Raw genomic sequence first — 18,377 nt, 5'->3', positions numbered from 1 at the left:
TCCTGTCACCAAATCTTCAAGGAAATCATTGCCGATCCGCACGGGCAAAAGGGTCTAGTTCCCAGGAGCATCGGCGGCATGGRCCGCCGATGGCAATGACGACAGGGCCGCGACGCGGCGCGTGAACGACGACGCGCACTGGCCCGCAAACTTGCTTGACGGGATCGGGGCACCATGCAGAAGCGCGTTTACCAGAAGACCTTGCTGGCGCAGGACAAAGGCAGGATCACGATGACGGTACCCCGGGTGCCGACGATAAGACCGCTGGCCCGCACCGTGGCCCTGCTGGTGGCGGCCGGCGGATTCTGGGGCCACGCGCATGCCAACCAGGCGTTCAGCCGCGCGTGGATGGCGCAGAAAAACATGATGCAGGACACGGCAACCGCCACGGGCCGGCTGCCGAACGGTACGCCCGCAGCGGCGCTGACCAGCCCGAATGCGCAGCAGCAGCGCGCCAGCGAGCAATTGCAGCGCTCGATCCAGAATCTCGGCCAGGCCGCGCAGGGCATCGCGGCCATGCAGGCGACGCAGGCGGCGGCACGGCAGGCCGCCGAGCAGCAATCGCCGGTGCCGGACGGTCTCGCCGAAGGCGGCCTCAAGGTGGACACCAACAGCCTGACCGCCGGCTGGCTCAACGCAAAGAACCCGACCCAGAAGACGGCGGATGGCCGCACGCAGGTCACCATCGAGCAGACCGCCGACAAAGCCATCCTGAACTGGGAAACGTTCAACGTCGGCCGCAACACCACGGTCGAATTCCAGCAGAAGCAGGACTGGGCGGTGCTGAACCGCGTCAATGATCCGCAGGCGCGCCCCAGCAAGATCCAGGGGCAGATCAAGGCCGACGGCACGGTCATGATCGTGAACCGCAACGGCATCGTCTTTACCGGCACGAGCCAGGTCGATACGCGCAACCTCGTGGCGGCCGCCGCCGGCATGACCAACGCCCAGTTCGGCCGCGGCCTGTTCAGCGAGTCGCGCGGCACTGGCTACGTGCCGACGTTCGCCAACGACCTGTCGGTCACGCCCACCGCCGTGACGAACGGCAAGGCCACCGGCGATGTGGTGGTGGAAGCCGGCGCACGCATTGCCACGCGCAAGCCGGAGTCCGTTACGCAAGGTGGCGGCTACGTGCTGCTTGTGGGGCGCGAGGCGCATAACCACGGCACGATCACGACGCCCGGCGGCCAGACCGCGCTGGCGGCAGGCGACAGCTTCGTCATCCGCCGCGGCTTCGGCACCGATACGAACCAGACGTCCACCACGCGCGGCAACGAGATCGATGTGCTGCGACTGGCGGGCAGCGAAGCGGGCCGTGTCAGCAACACCGGCCTGATCCAGGCGGCCACCGGCGATATCACGCTGAAGGGCCACACCGTCGAACAGACGGGCGTGCTGGTGAGTACGACGTCGGTCAATACGCGCGGCACCATTCACCTGCGCGCGGAAGGCGACGGCAAGAGCCGCGTGACGCTGGCGCCAGGCAGTGTCAGCGTCATCGCGCTCGATGAGAGCACGACCACGGCGCTCGACGTCCAGCGCGATGCGCTGCTGCGCGACTCCGCCACGGCCAGCGAGGGCGGCTACAACCGCCGTGACCAGTCGCTGGTGCAGATCGCCTCGGCGGGCGACGTGCTGTTCGATGGCGATTCGCTGACGCTGGCCACGGGCGGGCAGATCAGCGTCAACGCCGTGGGCCGTACGCAGCTGGCCAATCGCGCCATCCTCGACGTGGCCGGCGCGGTTGGCGTCAACGTGGCCATGGCCGCCAACAACGTCGAGATCAACGTCCAGGGCAACGAGCAGCGCGACGCGCCCGGCAATCGCGACTCGAAGACCCTGAACAACACCACGATGTGGGTGGACCGCCGCTACCTGGTGCGCGTGGCGGCCGGCACCAATGGCTACACCACCGATCGCTGGTACACGGGCGGGGGGCTGCTCGAAGTGGGCGGCTACCTGAGCACCAGCGGCCATGGCATCGGCGAATGGGCCGCGCTGGGCGGCACGGTGCTGTTCGATGGCGGCGCGCTGGTCTCGCAGGCCGGCTCGTCGGTCAATGTGTCGGGCGGTTCGCTGGACTTGCAGACCGGCACCATCCGGCAGAGCTGGCTGCGCGGCGAGGATGGCCGTCTCTACAACCTCGACAAGGCGCCCGCCGACGTGCTCTACAAGGGCCTGTACCGCGGTTACGAAAGCGAGCACCAGCGCTGGGGCAAGACGGCCGCCGAGCAGTTCAACAGCCCGCTGATCGCGCCGGATCGTCGCCTGGAGAATGGCTACACCGTGGGCCGCGATGCGGGCCGCGTGGTGGTCGGCACCGGCGCCGCCGTGATGGAAGGCGATATCCAGGCCACGGTGTACCAGGGCGCGCGCCAGAGCCAGGCGCGCGACGCCGGGCTCGATGGCTACCGGCAGTCGCAGTTCGCCGCGCCCATGGCCGGCGCACTGGTGATCGGCAAGGTGGTACCCGTGTACGACACCGCGTCGGGCACGCTGCGCGACTCGCCAGTGGCGGTGGCCAGGCGCGTCGAGATCGGCACGGTGGAACGCATTGCGCAAGGGCTGTCGCTCGACGATGCGCTGCCCGACACGCTGGCCGGCCGTATCCGGCTTGATGGCGAGTGGCTCAATACGCAGAAGCTTGGCGCGCTGAAGGTCTATGCCAAGGATGGCATTGCGGTGGATGCGCCGCTGACCGTGGCCCATGGCGGCACGCTGGCGCTGCACGCGGCGGACGTGGCGGCCAGCGCGGACCTGACCGCGCGCGGCGGCACGATCGCGCTGGGCAATATCGTCGACACCTACCAGCCGAACGCAGCGGCCTGGACTGCGCTGCCGATTTCGACAACGGCCCCGGCCAGGGTCGGCGTGGCCGACGGCGTCACGCTCGATGCAAGCGGCGTCTGGACCAACCTGCGTACCAACGCCGACGACATCAGTGGCCTGCCATACGTGAATGGCGGCAGCATCCTCATCAGCACGCGTGGCGATATCGACCTCGGCAAAGGCAGTGTGCTCGACGTCTCGTCCGGGGCGGCACTGCAGCCCAAGGGTTCGCTGACTGGTGGACGCGGCGGCAATATCTCGCTGCTGGCCAACCAGTATGACCTCGATGGCGTGGGGTCGGGCACGCTGCGCATGGACGGCGAACTGCGCGGCTACGGCGTGCGCGGCGGCGGCACGCTCAAGATCGATTCGGGCATCGGCGTGGCCATTGGTGGCGGGCTGCTGGCCGAGCAGGGTGTGCTCAAGGCCGGCGAGTCCGTGGCGATCCAGCTGACGCTGGCGCAGGACTTCACCATGCCGGCCGGCACGGTGCTGCCGGTGGACTACACGTTTACGTCGAGCCGCGTCATGCCGGGCGACGCGGCACCGGGCAAGATCGCGCTATCGCGCGACAACCCCGTGACGCTGCTCGGCAACTGGGTGGTGCCGCCGGGCATCGGCTTCCGGTCTTTCCTGGTCTACGACAATACGGGCAGGTTCTACGTATCGGGCCAGACCGTCCCGGCTGGCACGGTGCTGACAAGCACGCAGGAAGACATGGCTCCTGGCTATGTGGTGCCGGCTGGCGTATTCGCCAATGGCATGCCAGTGGCCCAGTTCAGCACCACGTTCAAGGCCGGCACGCCGTTCTCCAAGGGGGTCACGCTCGCCGCCGGCGACCGTTTGCCGGCGGGTGCCGTCTTCGTGACCGACGTTGCCGTCAAGCCATTGCTGGTCCTGGGCGACAAGCTGTTCCAGACCGGCTTCGGTCACTACGACATCATCGGACAGCAGGGCGCGCAGGTGGCCGAAGGCGCGCGGATCGACGTGAACATGCCGGTGCTGCGCCATGACATGGTGGCCGCGCATGCCGCCCCGACGGGGTCGCCGCCGGACAACGTGCTGCAGCGCTACCTGGCACCAGTCTGGGAGGAACACCCCGAGGATGGCGTACTGACGCAGCGCCGTGGCGCCGGCCTGGTGCTGACCGGCGGCAACGTCTATTCGCACGCGCCGGTGGTGATCGGCAAGGGCAGCGCCGTCACGGTCGATCCGGGCCAGGCCATTACCGTGCAGGGCAATGGCCAGATCACGGTCGATGGCACGCTGAACGCGTGGGGCGGCAGGATCGCCATCCTCGAAACCCCGCTGGGGCAGGGCGCTGCCGATACGCCGAGCGGCAAGGCCGATGCCAAGTCGATCTGGATCGGCAGCGATGCGGTACTCGATGCCGCGGGGCGCGCCGTGACGGCGTTTGACGGCCAGGGCCGGCGCCATGGCGTGGCGGCGAGTGGCGGCACAATCGAGATCGGCGCGCCCTATCAGGCGGGCGCGCGCGAGGTGGATGCGGCGGACGCGTTCGTGGTGGTGCGCCCCGGTGCGCGCATCGACGCCTCCGGTGCGTCGGCGGATATCGATGTGCCGGGTCAGGGGCGCGTCACGCTGCCGGGCCATGGCGGCGTTATCGCGCTCAGTTCGATGCGCGGCGTGTTTATCGATGGCGACCTGCGCGCGATGGGCGCCGGGGCCGGTGCGGCGGGCGGTACGCTGGCCGTTGCGCTGGAGACGCCGGTGTACCTGGGCGTGGACCGCAATACGTACAAGGGTGCGAACATCGAGGATGCCGTGCGCGTGCCGCGCGAGCTGATCCTGGCACGGTTGCAGGGCGACAGCCTGCTGCCCGGCGACCTGGTGGCCGGCGCGCGTGCCGATGCGCTGGCCTATGGCCGGGGCCGCATCGGCGTGGATCGCATCCACGCCGGCGGTTTCGGCAATGTGGCATTGCTGGCCAACGGCATGATCAGCTTCGAAGGCCCGGTCGACCTGAGCGTGGAGCAGAGCCTGCGCCTGGTGGCCAGCTCGATCGGCCTGGCGGCCAATGCCGATCCGGCCACGCGCGTGACGCTGGCGGCGCCCTACGTGCAGCTTGCCGGCACCACGCGCCGGCAGGTCGACAACACCATCATGCCCAATGCCGTGGTTGGCTCGCGCAACGCCAGCGGCGTGGGTGGCACGCTGGGCGTGCCGCTGGTGGCCGACGGCACGAGCCTTGTCGTGGACGCGGGCTTCCTCGACCTGACGGGCGCGATGCTGGTCGGCACACGCGGCGAGATCGTCGTCAACAACGGCGATCCGCTCAAGGTCGAGCGCAATGCGTTCGACAACATCACGCTGCGCAGCCGCGCCGACCTGCGGATGTCCGGCGCCGCGGAGCTGTATGTGCCGGGCAACCTGACGCTCGCCGCTTCGCAGATCTATCCCGCGTCGAACGACAGCGGCAAGGTCGTGGTCGGGGTGACGAGTTATATCGACGAGTGGGGCAACCTGTCGCGCCGTACGGACCTCACCCGCAGCCTGAATATCGAGCGTACGACCGACGCGGAACCTGCCCAACCGTATTCGGTCTTCGGCACGATCAGCCTGGCGGGCCCCACCGTCAATCAGAGCGGCGTGGTGCGTGCGCCGCTGGGCCGGGTCAGCTTCGGTTCCAGCGAATACGGCGGGGAGACCGGCACCATCAACCTGCTGCCCGGCAGCGTGACGTCGGTCAGTGCGAAGGGCCTGGCCATGCCGTATGGCGGCACGCTCGACGGGCTGAGCTATCTGTACAACGGCAAGGACGTGGCCTATGACCTCGTGGGCACGGGTCCGACCATCACGCTGACTGGCCATGCGGTGGACGTGCGCGACGGCGCGGTGCTGGACATGAGCGGTGGCGGCAGCCTCACGGGCGCGGCCTTCCTGGGCGGGCGCGGCGGTTCCACCGACGCCCGCATGTATCCGCTGATCCAGGTGGGCTCCAACGGCGGCTTCAAGCTGCCGGGGCTGTCCACCAATCCCGTCTATGCCATCGTCCCCGGCGCGCAGGCCGGCTATGCGCCGATCATCGCGGAGAAGGGTGCCGGCGATCCGGCCATCGGCCGCCAGATCACCATCGGCGCGGGCGTGCCGGGCCTGCCGCCGGGCACCTACACGCTGCTGCCGTCCACGTACGCGTTGCTGCCGGGCGCGTTTCGCGTCGAGCTCAACGGTGCGGCCAGTCCGGCGCTGGCGTCGCTGGCGTCGCCGTCGGCGCAAGGCGCGCTGGCTATGCGCAATGGTTCGCATGCCGCCAGCGTGCGTCTGAGCACGATCGATACCGGCATCCGCGATGCCCTGCCGACGCAGGCCATCATCACCTCGGCCGACACGCTGCGCCGCTATTCGCAGTACAACGAAACCAGCTATGCGGACTTCGCCGTGGCGGCAGCGGAACGCGGCGGCGTGCCGCGTTCGCTGATCGAGCGCGATGCCAAGACGCTGGCGCTGTACTTTATCGGCGCGAACGCCAAGGGTGCGATCGGCGACCTGCCGGCGCTGAAGTTCGACGGCACCACGCGGTACGACACGCCGGCAGGCGGGCTGGGCGGCAGTGCGCTGGTGCTGGCCGGCGGCGGCTCTTATGAAATCATGGGGCCGGGCGCCGAACCCACGCCGTGGGGCGCCTCGAGCCGCATCCCGGTGTCGCTGTATGCGGACGACCTGAACGCCATCGGCGCTGCGCGCCTTGGCATCGGGGCCTTGCCGCAGGTCATCGGCAACAACAGCGGCAGCCAGCGCAACAATGTGCTGGGTTTCCTCGCCAACAACGCCTACGACATCGTGCTGCGCAGCGGCGCTGTACTCAAGGCGCCCGAGGTGTTCCTGGTCACCAACGACAGGAACGGCGGAATCGTTGTCGAACAGGGCGCCGGCATCAATACGCTGGGCCGGGGCAAGGTGGCGTGGGACTCGACCCACGGCTACGTCTACGATCCGGGCGAACGTTCGGTACTGGCGGTGTCCAACGGCTGGATCGACATGCTGGCGCCGTCGGCCAGCGGCAGCTTCGCGCCGGGCAAGATCGACATCGGCGCATGCCCGGCCGGCGTGGTCTGCAAAGGCGCGGCGCAGCTCTATTCCGAAGGCACCATCGCCGCGGTCACGGACCAGGCGTTCGAGCTGCGCGATACGGCGCGCTACGGTACGCGCAACCTGTCGCTGTCCGTGGGTGCCATCAACGTGGGCAGCGACGCCGCGCTGGCGGCGGCCGCCACGCGTGGCGCGCTGCCGCCGGGCTTGCGGCTGTCGCAGGATGTGCTGAACCGCCTGCTGCAAGGCGATACCAGCACCGGCGCCCCGGCGCTGAAAAACCTGATCCTGACTGCGCGCGACGCGGTGAACTTCCACGACTCGATCACGCTGTCGACACTCGACCCGGTGACCCGCAAGTCTGCACTGGAGCGCCTGGTGCTGACCACGCCGGCCATCTATGGCGCCGGCGACGCCAATGCCGAAGCGCGCATCGAGACCGATGTGCTGGTGTGGAACGGCGCCCGCAACGCGCCGGGCCAGGTGGCCACCGGCGGCGCTGGCACCGGCTCGGGCAAGCTGACCATCGATGCCCGCGAGATCGAGTTTGGCTTTGCCCCGTCGGTGCGCGTGGACAGCGTGCACGACTTCGAGCGGCTGGCGCTCGGCTTCAGCGAAGTGAACCTGAAGGCCAACGACCGCATCACCGCCAACAACAGCGGGACGCTCGCGGTCTATCAGTCGCGTGGCGCGTGGGACGACGCGACCAACGGCTACGCGTACACGGGCGGCAACCTGCGCATCGACACGCCGCTGCTGACCGGCCACGCCGGTTCGGTGAACCGGCTGCGCGCGGGTGGCGACATCGTCGTCAGCGCGCCACAGGGTGCTGCGGCGCCGGCGCTGTCCAATGAGGCGCTGGTGGCGGCGCTCGGCGCGGAACTGAAGCTGGAAGGCCGCAGCGTCACGCTGGATAGCGCCGTGGCGCTGCCGAGCGGCAAGCTGTCGGTGACCGCGCAGGGCGACCTCGTGCTCGGTGACCGTGCACAACTGGATCTGGCCGGACGCAAGCTCGACTTCTACGACGTCAGCAAATACAGTTGGGGCGGCGATGTGATGCTGGAGAGCCAGCGCGGCAATATCAGCCAGGCGGCCGGCTCGCGCATCGACGTCTCCGCGCTGGAAAACCGCGCGGGCAGGTTCACGGCCATCGCGCTGGGCGAAGGTGCGGGCACGATCGACCTGCAGGGCAAATTCGTCGGCGGCAGCACGGGCAGTTACGATGCAGGTGGCACATGGGTGCCGTTCGCGGCAGGTGGCGCCGATATTCGCGGCCAGCGTATTGCCGGTTTCACGGGCCTGAACCAGCGCCTGAACGACGGCAACATGACCGGCAGCCGCAGCTTCCAGGTCAAGCAGGGCGACCTGACCGTGGGCGACGAACTGAAGGCGCGCGAGATCAACGTCTCGGTCGATGGTGGTCGCCTCTTGGTCAACGGCACGGTCGATGCCAGCGGCGAACAGGTGGGCAGCATTCGTCTGGCCGCGCGCGATGGCGTGACCATCGGCAGCAGTGCCGTGCTCGATGCGCATGGCCGCATGCTGCGCAAGGACAGCTACGGCCAGGTCATCGAGGCGCCGAACCGCGCCATCATCGAGATCGACAGCCGCAACGGCACGCTGTTGCTGGCCGATGGCGCGCGCATGGACGTACGGGCCGGCACCGATGGCACGCCGCTGGCGCTGGGCACGGTGGAACTGAGCGCCCGCCGTATTGGCGGCGCGCGCGGCAGCGATGTCGATATCGACGCCTCGGGCAATGTGCGGATCGATGGCGCGCGCAGCGTCACGGTCAACGCCTTCCAGCGCTACGACAACGCGCCGCTGGTGAAGGATGGCACCCCCGATGGCCGCGACTACCAGTCGATCACGCAGGGCTACMTGAACGACCTGCACGACGACAGCGTGGCGTTCATGGGCCACGCGCTGGCCAATGGCGACCTGATGACGCGCAAGCTGGCTGGCCTGCGCCAGTACGCCGACGCGTTCCATCTGCGCCCCGGCGTGGAAATCGCCAGCGCCACCCCGGGCGGCGATCTCCATATCGATGGCGATATCGACCTGTCCGGCTATCGCTACACGAGCGTCAACCCGCATTCGCGGATGACGGGCGTGTACGGCTCGGGCGAGGCGGGCGCGCTGGTGCTGCGCGCGGGCGGCAACCTCAAGATCTTCGGCAGCCTGACCGACGGCTTCGACGGCTCGGTGCTGAAGGCCACGCCGGACGACCAGGGCTGGATCCTGGTCAAGGGCCGCATTCCATGGGGCGGCGACATCATCGTGCCGACCGACGGCACCGTGACGCTGGCCGACGGCACGTTCTTCCAGTCCGGCCACACGCTGAACTATGCGCTGCCGATGCAGGCCATGACGCTGCGCGCCGGCACCCAGCTGGCCACGCGGGCCACGCTGACCGCCGATCTGGTGCTGCCGGCCGGCACGGTGCTCGGTGGCGCTGTACGCGACAGCAACGGCAACGTGATCCACGCCGCCGGCACGGTACTGTCGCAGGCGCTGACGCTGGCCAGCGGCATGCAGCTCGATGCCGGCAACCGGGTGCCCACCGCCGCCCGCGTGGCGGCCATGCTGTGGCCGGCCAATGTGCCGCTGCCGTTCCCCGATGGCGCGATCAAGGATATCGGCGACACCTTCGCCGCGGTCAACGGCGTGCAGCTTGCCGGCGCGCTGACGCTGCGCAAGGGCGCCATGATCCCGAGCGAAACCGTGGTGAAGCTGCCCGGCGACGTGGAGAGCGTGCAGATGCGTGCAGCCGATGCCGATGGCAACCAGGGCCGCAACTGGGCGCTGGCGCCAATGCTGGCACCGGGATCGCAATCTTGGTCGATCCGGCTGGTGGCGGGTGCGGACCTGGAAGCCGCCGATACGCGTGCGCTGCTGCCGCGCAGTGCCAACGGCCACGTGCTGCTGGCCGACACGCACTATGGCCTGGCCCCGGATACCGTGCTGAAGCCGGGTACCGGCCTGCCAGCCCAGCTCGTCTGGACGGAGGCGGGCGCCGCGATGCTCGGTTACGAGCCCGGCACGCTGCTCGATCTGAGTGTCTGGGGCGGGGAAGCCGCTGCGCTGGACATGAACAACTGGGGCCTGGGCGAACTGGTAAAGAAGATCGCCGACGGCACGCCACCCGAATACGAGGACAGGAATACCCCGGCACGCCAGCAATTGTTCAGCGTGCTGCGTACCGGCACGGGCGACCTCGACGTGCTGTCGGCCGGCAATTTCACGATGTCGTCGCCGTTTGGCGTCTATACGGCGGGCACGCAGTCGATCGGTGTCGATGCCGCGTACAACCAGGCCCGCTCGGTCGGGACCAACGGCATCGGCACCACGGTGCTGGGTGCGAAGGGCGCCTTCCTCGAACCCTTTGTGAACGGCGGCACGCAAAGCCTTTACCGGGCCTGGTATCCGGAGCATGGTGGCAACGTGCTGGTGCGCGCGGGCGGCGACGTTCGGGGCGACACCATCGGCGGCGGTGGCGACTCGATCCGCAACGACGACGTACTGGGCGTGATGCGCGCCCACAACGACACGTCCGCCGTCGGCAACTGGATGTGGCGGCAGGGCACGGGCAGCGTCGCGCAGCCGGGCCAAGGCTTGCCGACCGCGTGGTGGGTCAACTTCGGCACCTATGTCCCCGTGGCTGCAGGGGGGAGTGCCAAGCACAGCGACACGCCGTTCCTGGTGGGCTTCACCGGCATCGGCACGCTCGGTGGCGGCAACCTGGTGTTCGAAGCCGGTGGCGACGTGGGCATGCTGGAGTCCCGCATGGGGAATGCGTCCGGCATCCTGTCGCGCAGCCAGGGCCTGAACCTGGCGGTGGCCAGCACGGGCCGTGTATCGGCCGATGGCAGCCAGCTCACCCTGACCGGCGGCGGCGACCTCGACATCCGCATTGGCGGGGGGCTGAACCCCGTGGCGGAAGTGCGTTCGCCGAGGGACACGCCGGACGGGGAGACGCCACAGACCCGCTACGACAATGCGCGGCTGAACCTGACCGGCGTCATGACGAACCTGCGCGGTGCCATGCGTGTGGCCACCGGCTCGCTGGGCGGCATCGAACTGCGCTATGACGTATCGGACGGCAAGGAATCGCGCGCGTACCAGCCGTATGTGTCGACCTCGGCCATCGCCGGCGGCGGGCCGGTGCTGGTGCCGGGCGACGCGGGCGTGCGCATCGATGCGCGCGGTGATGTGGCCGTGGGCGGCGTTGCCGACCCGGGCCGCGTGACGCAGGTGCATAACGGCACGCCATTCACGCTCGATGGCGCGTCCTATGCCGGTGAAGGCTGGAGCTGGTTCTCGCTGTGGACGCCGTCCACAGCCATCGACCTGCTCAGCGCCGGCGGCAACCTGACGCCGTCGATGGCGTGGATGGATTTCCGCGGCGGCAACCACAGCGCCACCGATGGCCGCTTCGTGATGCCATCGATCCTGCGCGCCGCCGCACCGAACGGCAGTCTCTACTACGGCGGATCAAGTTCCGGCACGAGGGATTCGACAACCCAGAAGCCGGTGCAATCGCCGGTGGGGCTGGTGATGGCGCCTTCCCCGGTCAGCCCGCACTTCGCGGTGACGGGCACCGGCGCGCTGGAGTTGCTGGCCGGCGACTCGATCTATGCCGGCGGCTATTCGGTCACGCAATCGGGTGCCGATCCGACGGCGCTGCCGAGTCCGTTCAACCCCGGCTTTGCCGGCGTGGTGGGCCAGGCATGGTTTGGCGGCTACACGGCCAACAATGTCAGCGTGAATRGGCTGGCGCCCAGCGTGCTGTTCGGGGCAGGCCTTGGCCCCAGCCAGGTCTTCCCGATGTTCAGCCTGACCGCGCCCACGGTTTCGGGCTATGCGAGGACCGGACAACCGCCCGCGCGCTTCTACGCCAACGAAGGCGATATCGTGGGCCTGCGTACCGGTGCGATCTTGAGTCGCGGCACAATCACCTCTGCGGGCGGCATCCTGCCGACGTGGTACGAAGGTGGCGGCCCCGTGGCCATCCGGGCAGGACGCGACATCGTCAACGCAGGCACGGAACTCGGCTCAACCGAGCTGGTTCCCGAGCAGGCACTCGGCTGGTTCGGTCAGTTCTACAGCAGCCAGCCCAATTCGCCGCTGCGCCCCATGCGGTACAGCGCCGGCACCGTGCGCGGCAACCTGATCGTGCACAACAACGCCGACGACGTCTCCGTGATCTCGGCAGGCCGCGACATCCTGGGCAGCACGTTCTACGTGGCAGGCCCGGGCCTGCTGGAAATCACGGCAGGACGCGACCTCTACCTGGCCGACAAGGGCGAACTCAAGAGCCTCGGCCCGGTGGTCAATGTGCAGGCGGGCGACCGCTCCAGCGGCGCCAGCATCGCGGTGGCCGCAGGCGTGGGGGCGCGCGGGCTCGACGGGCTGGGCTTCCAGGCGTTTGCCGCGCGCTACCTCGATCCGGCCAACCAGGCAGATCCGGGCCGCGCGCTGGCCAGCCAGCCAGGCAAGGCCGTGACGATCTATGGCGGCAGCCTGACCTTGAGCGACTGGCTGCGCATGGAATTCGGCTACCACGGCGACGAGGCCGGCGCACCGGCATTCCTGGCCGCGCGCCAGGCCGATATCGATCGCGCACGGCAGCAGACGCAGGCCACGGGTACCAACATGGCCAACCGCGACCTGCAACGCGAGTACGGGCTGGCCAGCCAGCTTTATCTGGTGAACTGGCTGACCGACCGATTCGGCGGCCGCAACGGGCTGGGCCTGCATTTCGATGCCGCCACGACCGATGCGCGTGCGTTCTTTGCCGCCTTGCCGCCCGAGCAGCAGCGGGCGTATCTGCGCAACGTCTACTACGCCGAACTCAAGGCGTCGGGGCGCGAGTACAACGACACCAATGGCCCGCGCGCCGGCAGCTACCTGCGCGGCCGCGAGGCGATTGCCACGCTGTTGCCGGCGCGGGATGGCCAAGGTGGGCAGGGCGGCCAGCCGGACTACGACGGCGACCTGACCATGTTCAGCAGCGCGAAGTACTATCGCTACCTGCCCGGCAGCTCCGAGCCGGCGGTCACCACCAGGCCCGCGGCCGGCGTGACCTATGTGAGCCGGCCCCAGTGGGTGGCGCTCGGCAATCCTGCGGGCGTGCACTACTACGACGTGCTCGACTCGGGCATCCACACCGACTTCGGCGGCGACATCAGCATCCTCACGCCGGGAGGCCGCACGCTGGTGGGGGTGGATGGCGGGTTTGTGCCGGGCGATGGCTCGGGCGTGCTCACGCAGGGTTCGGGCGAGATCCAGATGTATGCGCGGGACAGCATCCTGCTGGGCCAGAGTCGTATCTTCACCACGTTCGGGGGCAATATCCTGGGCTGGTCGGCGCAGGGCGACATCAACGCGGGCCGCGGTTCGAAGTCCACCGTGGTCTACACGTCGCAGCGTCGCATCTACGACGACTATGGCCGCGTGACGCTGTCTCCGACCACGCCGAACACCGGCGCCGGTATCGCTACGCTGAACCCGATCGCCGAGGTGCCGCCCGGCGACATCGACCTGATCGCGCCGCTGGGCACCATCGACGCGGGCGAAGCGGGCATCCGCGTCTCGGGCAACGTCAACCTGGCCGCCTTGCGCGTGGTGAACRCCGAGAACATCCAGGTGCAGGGCAAGGCCACCGGCATCCCCGTGGTGGCCGCTGTCAACGTGGGCGCGCTGACCAACGCCAGCGCCGCGGCTTCGCAGGCTGCGAGCGCGGCGCAGGAGGCGGTGCAGCGCGAGCGGTCGGCCGCGCGTCAGGCCATGCCATCGGTATTCACGGTGCGCGTGCTGTCCACCGGCAACGAGCCTGCGGAGGGGACTGCCCGGCCCAGGGAAGGCGCCAGCCTGCAGTCACCGGCCTACGACTACAAGGCTGCCGTGCAGGTACTTGGGCAGATGAATCTCGATGAGGCGGCGCTCAGCCAGCTGACACCGACGGAACGAAGGAGCCTGCGACAGCCCTGAGGGAAACGCTCCCACCTTTCCCACGGCGTGGAATTTTAGAGCGCTCGTGACCGGTGCTTCCGAGTTGGGCCCGTCCTGTCGGGCCCAACGGCTGATTGAACGATTAAAGCGCAGAGGCAGGCTGCAAGCTACAGAACGCTACACTAGCTTCAAGTGCAACACCTTGAATCAAGTAAGGTGTTGCGATGACGAAGTACAAGCATCTGAGCGCAGAGGAACGCGCGGTCATCATGATCGAGCATCGGAAAGGCAGCGGCACAAGAGTGATCGCACGACTGCTTGGGCGAAGTGCCTCGACTGTTTCGCGTGAACTGGCGCGCAACCGCGATACGGCTGTACCGCACTATGATGCGACGCGTGCGGCGTCGGCGTACCGTGTTCGTCGTCGAGGTTGCGGGCGTCGCCGCAAGCTGCTTGCCGGCAACGCGCTGTATCAGCATGTGCATGACCGGTTGGTCTACTGGCGCTGGTCGCCGCAGCAGATTGCTGCCAGACTTCGCTGTATGTATCCCGACGATCCCGACCAACGCGTCAGCCACGAAACGATTTACGCCGCGATATACGCCCATCCGCGAGGTGGACTCAAGCAGGCGATGATCGAAGCATTGCGCCAGGAAAAGCCCGTGCGTGGACGCCGACGCACCACGCTTGCTGGCGGCGGATTCGTGCCCGAGGCCCTGCGCATCGTTCACCGGCCCGAGGAGATTGAACTGCGGCAGTTGCCGGGGCATTGGGAAGGCGACCTCATCAAGGGCGCGTTCAATCGTTCCGCCGTGGGCACGCTGGTTGAGCGCAAGACGCGCTTCGTGGTGCTGTGCCGTATGGACGGCTGCACGGCCCAGGACGCCCTGGAGGGCTTCACGCGCCAAATGAAGAAGCTGCCGGCCTTTCTGCGCGAGAGCTTGACCTACGATCGCGGAACGGAAATGACCTGCCATGTCGAACTCTCCAGGCGGCTGAGTTTAGATATCTGGTTTGCTGATCCGCATGCGCCTTGGCAGCGCGGCAGCAACGAGAACACCAACGGTTTGCTGCGCCAGTTTCTGCCCAAAGGCATCGACCTATCGGCAGTCACACAGACCCAGCTCAACGACATTGCCAAATTGCTCAACGGCCGGCCTCGTCAGACGCTTGGCTGGGATACACCCGAGGAAGCGATGGCCAAGGAATTGGAAATCGCTGGATTTGCTAAACGTTGCACTTGACTCTTGAGACCGCCCCCCTTCGCATTTGACTGCCTCCTCGTACGAAGTACGCACAACATGTGGGAGCAGAAAGCCTATATGACGGTCATGTGACGGATATAGCCGATAGTAAAAGTCGTTCTCGAATCCATCGCCTACGTCTTCACGGAGAAATATCGCTGGCTTATTGCAAACATCACACTTTGCGAACGTATGTTATTCAGAAGGGCCTTCTTCGGGAAGAATATTCACTTGCAATGGATGGAAGTTGGTATGCTTTTCACAGTGGTCACAATAGTAGATCAAGGATCCTCCTGATTAATCCAACAATGAATATATGCCTTGGTCGTCCGAATTAATATTATTCACAAACTGATGCTGATGCCGCTAGGTCAGCGGACGACCGTTGTTTGGTCGGGCTCCGGCGCTGGCAAGCCAGCGGCGTGCCGCTGGCGCAAGGGATAGTTTCCGTTGGTCAGAAGGAAATGCGGATCTAAGCGCCCATAGCCGGCGCGGGAGCGAGAAGCGCAGAGAGCGCCAACGCTGGAGAGGAAAATGGCGAAGCCATCGCCAATGTTGCGTTGATTGAACCGAAACTTAGACCACTAGTCCACGATTCGCCAATCCCGCCGTAAGTTGCTCTTTGAATGGCTGCATGCGCATGTAGGCGCGCTTGGAAAGATCAAGCTGATAATCGAGAGACTTGCGAATTTCGGCGTGAATGTGAATCGCGTTGCGTGCCTCGTAGAATTCAATCAACTCATCTTTTAGCCATGGATCTATCAGGCCAAGTGTTTCCGCACACTCTGCCTTTTTATCGAAGCGGACTTTCGACTCGTCTGTTCGACCTATGGCGTCGTACGTCGGGATAATCTTCTTTCCGTCGTGCTCGAGATGCTTCTCAAGGATTGTCATACTTGCGGGAGGTATTGATATTCGCTTCTTCGTCGGGAACTCAGTAAGACCGATCACTGAAGGTTCTGTTGAAAGAACATCGAACAGGATGTGATGGATTACTGCTTCATAGATCGACGCGTAAGACAAAACTTGATTCCTGATTTGTGCTCGCAAAAGCCAATCATTTGCTTCCAAACCTTCTAAGAGCTTATAAATATATCTCGTTGAGATGAACTCTTCACCGAGCCGCTTGGCTAAGTTAGCTTCACCAATGAAGTCAAAGTAGGATATATGCCAAGCCTCATCGGCGATATGCGCGCCAATGTATTGGGAAATTTGGTCTTTTACGGTTTTTTCAAATGCCATGACATTTAAAATTGGTCTGACGTATTAAGTCAACTGACTTGCGTTGATTTATGCACAAGGCGCTACGAAAAGATTGGCCCGGCGTCATGCGTTTGCAGATAAACGAGTAAGATCGATGCAGAGTTTATTCAACTCTTGCGTGAGCAGCGTCAGGCTATATCACTGAAACCCGTACACAGCGTTAATCTGCCGGAGCCTGCGTCAGTATACCAAAGGCGGCGAACAATATTTCGCATGGGTATCTGTGCAGGGACAAATTGTTTCGGTCAGTGACCGCTTTCGAGTAACTGTTCGAAAGGCCGCTAATGGCCGGCCTCAGCCGTCTGCTGCGTTTGTCCACCCTGCGCCCACCCTTCGCCCCGCCACGTAAGGGCCTATTCTTTTCCCTGCCGGGCATCCATAAAAATGGAGCCTCGCGGGCTCCATTCGTTCAGCAGGCTGGTACGCCTTACAGGGCGGCGTCCTTCAGTTTCTTCAGTGGGCGGACCTTCACCTTGACGGTGGCGGGCTTTGCTGCGAACCACTGATCCTCGCCGGTGAACGGGTTCTTGCCAAAACGCTTCTTCGTGGCAGGCACCTGAGTGGCCACGACCTTGAGCAGGCCTGGGAGCGTGAATTCGCCCGCGCCCTTCTTGTGCACGGCGCTCAGGACCGTGTTTTCCAGGTGGGCCAGCACGGTCTTGACGGTCTTGGCGTCCAGCTCGGTCTGGGCGACCAGGTGGGCCAGCAAGCTCGCCTTGGTGAAGGTTTCCTTCAGCGGCTTTGCCACCGGTGCAGCCGCTGTGGTTTTCTTCGCCGGTGCGGCCGCCGCCTTCTTGGTGGGCGCTGCTGCCTTCGTGGCGGCAGGTTTGGCCGGGGTCTTTACGACAGCTTTTGCTTTGGTTGCCATGGATTCTTTCGTGGTTGCTCGTTGATATGTTGCCGTAGAGGCGTCCGCGAGAATAGCAAATTCCATGCGGTGTGTGCGAGTGCGTGAAACCAACGATTACAACTGCGCGCCGATGGTAGCCCTGATCCGGTCACAGGTTCGCGTGCTGGCCAGCCCAAGCAGCTTGCTGACTTCATTGCGGTCGCGCCCGGCAAGTAGCCGCCGGCGGCAGTAGGTGTTGCGCAGCACCCGCGGGCTCATGTCTTGCGCTTCGAAGTCGATCGCGACGAGCGCCGCTCGCACGATCTTGCCAAGACTCATATCCGTGATCGGCTCGCCGCTGGCCCGGAGTGAGAACACGAGGTCGCCAAGGACCGGAAGGGTCTGCCGGCGAATGCACCACTTGGTCAGGATCGGCACCGCGAATGCGGCGAGAGGGATCGTGCGGGTATCACGCGCGCCGTGGGCTGGCACGCGCAGGTAGGGCGGGGCAACATCGGGCTGCAGGTCCTCCCGGCGGGCCGTGCGGCCTTCCAATGCCGTGACGCCGGTGCCGAGGAAGAGTGCCACGATGGCGCGGTTGCGCAAGGCCGCCAGGTCATCCCCGGCGTGGGGCTGCACCCACGCCTGCAGGCGGGCGTCCGCCTCCTCTGGCAAGTAGATGGGGTCCGGCTCGGCCTTCGGCCAATGACCGTCGCGGACCAATTGGCGGGCTGGATTGCTCTTGCGCACACCGATGGCAACCAGGTGGCGACACAAGCGGTCCAGCAGTTTCAAGTAGCGCATGCGCGTGGCGGGACTGTAGCCGCGCGGGTCGGGCGCTTGCCAGAAGGTATCGATATGGTCTGGGCCGAACGTGGCCACGGTGGTGTCGACGTCGAGCAGATGGCGCCGAAAATGCTCGAACATGGCCTGATGCTGGATGATCGAGCGGGCCGCGAAAGGGCGCCGGTCCGCGCCCGACGCCTCGCGGCGCTGCCAATCGGCGTAGGCGAGGGTGGGATTGGTGAGCCAGAGGCTGTCGACGGGTGTCATGACCGCATTTATATACTGAGTGCGCCGGGAGACCGGCAAGGAGTTGGTGGTGCAAGTCCACTACGATGAAGGAATAGCGAGCCACATCGGCCCCGAGCCGTGCGCAGGCCACCGCGAGGTGGTAGGCGAAGCGTCGGTAGGGGAGCGTATGGGCC

5 protein-coding genes are annotated in these 18,377 nt (G+C 66.2%); 2 read left to right on the top strand and 3 right to left on the bottom strand.

Annotated features, from left to right (window positions below; all coding sequences use genetic code 11):
* Positions 1 to 174 precede the first annotated feature (174 nt).
* On the top strand, positions 175 to 13,872 hold the full coding sequence (locus tag AC1DO7_RS16905) for a filamentous haemagglutinin family protein (protein WP_477116342.1): 13,698 nt from the start codon (positions 175 to 177) through the stop codon (positions 13,870 to 13,872).
* A gap of 185 nt (positions 13,873 to 14,057) precedes the next feature.
* Positions 14,058 to 15,077: an IS30 family transposase gene (locus AC1DO7_RS16900; protein ID WP_441620010.1), complete on the top strand. Its 1,020-nt coding sequence runs from the start codon at positions 14,058 to 14,060 to the stop codon at positions 15,075 to 15,077.
* A gap of 576 nt (positions 15,078 to 15,653) precedes the next feature.
* Here AC1DO7_RS16900 and AC1DO7_RS16895 read toward each other — a convergent pair.
* The 3 genes from AC1DO7_RS16895 to AC1DO7_RS16885 all read right to left on the bottom strand — a co-directional run bounded on the left by AC1DO7_RS16895 (position 15,654) and on the right by AC1DO7_RS16885 (position 18,222).
* The gene (locus AC1DO7_RS16895; RefSeq protein ID WP_441620012.1) at positions 15,654 to 16,319 is read right to left on the bottom strand and encodes a hypothetical protein; all 666 of its coding nucleotides are present in this window, start codon (positions 16,317 to 16,319) and stop codon (positions 15,654 to 15,656) included.
* A gap of 448 nt (positions 16,320 to 16,767) precedes the next feature.
* Positions 16,768 to 17,208, bottom strand: a complete 441-nt coding sequence (locus AC1DO7_RS16890; RefSeq protein WP_441620014.1) for an HU family DNA-binding protein — start codon at positions 17,206 to 17,208, stop codon at positions 16,768 to 16,770.
* A gap of 96 nt (positions 17,209 to 17,304) precedes the next feature.
* Entirely contained in the window at positions 17,305 to 18,222 is a 918-nt protein-coding gene (locus AC1DO7_RS16885) for a tyrosine-type recombinase/integrase (RefSeq protein WP_441620016.1), read from the bottom strand.
* Positions 18,223 to 18,377 lie beyond the last annotated feature (155 nt).

The organism is Cupriavidus sp. 05N40 (assembly GCF_056397305.1).
Note: the sequence above shows the minus strand (reverse complement) of the source record. Positions and strands in the feature narration are given on the sequence as shown.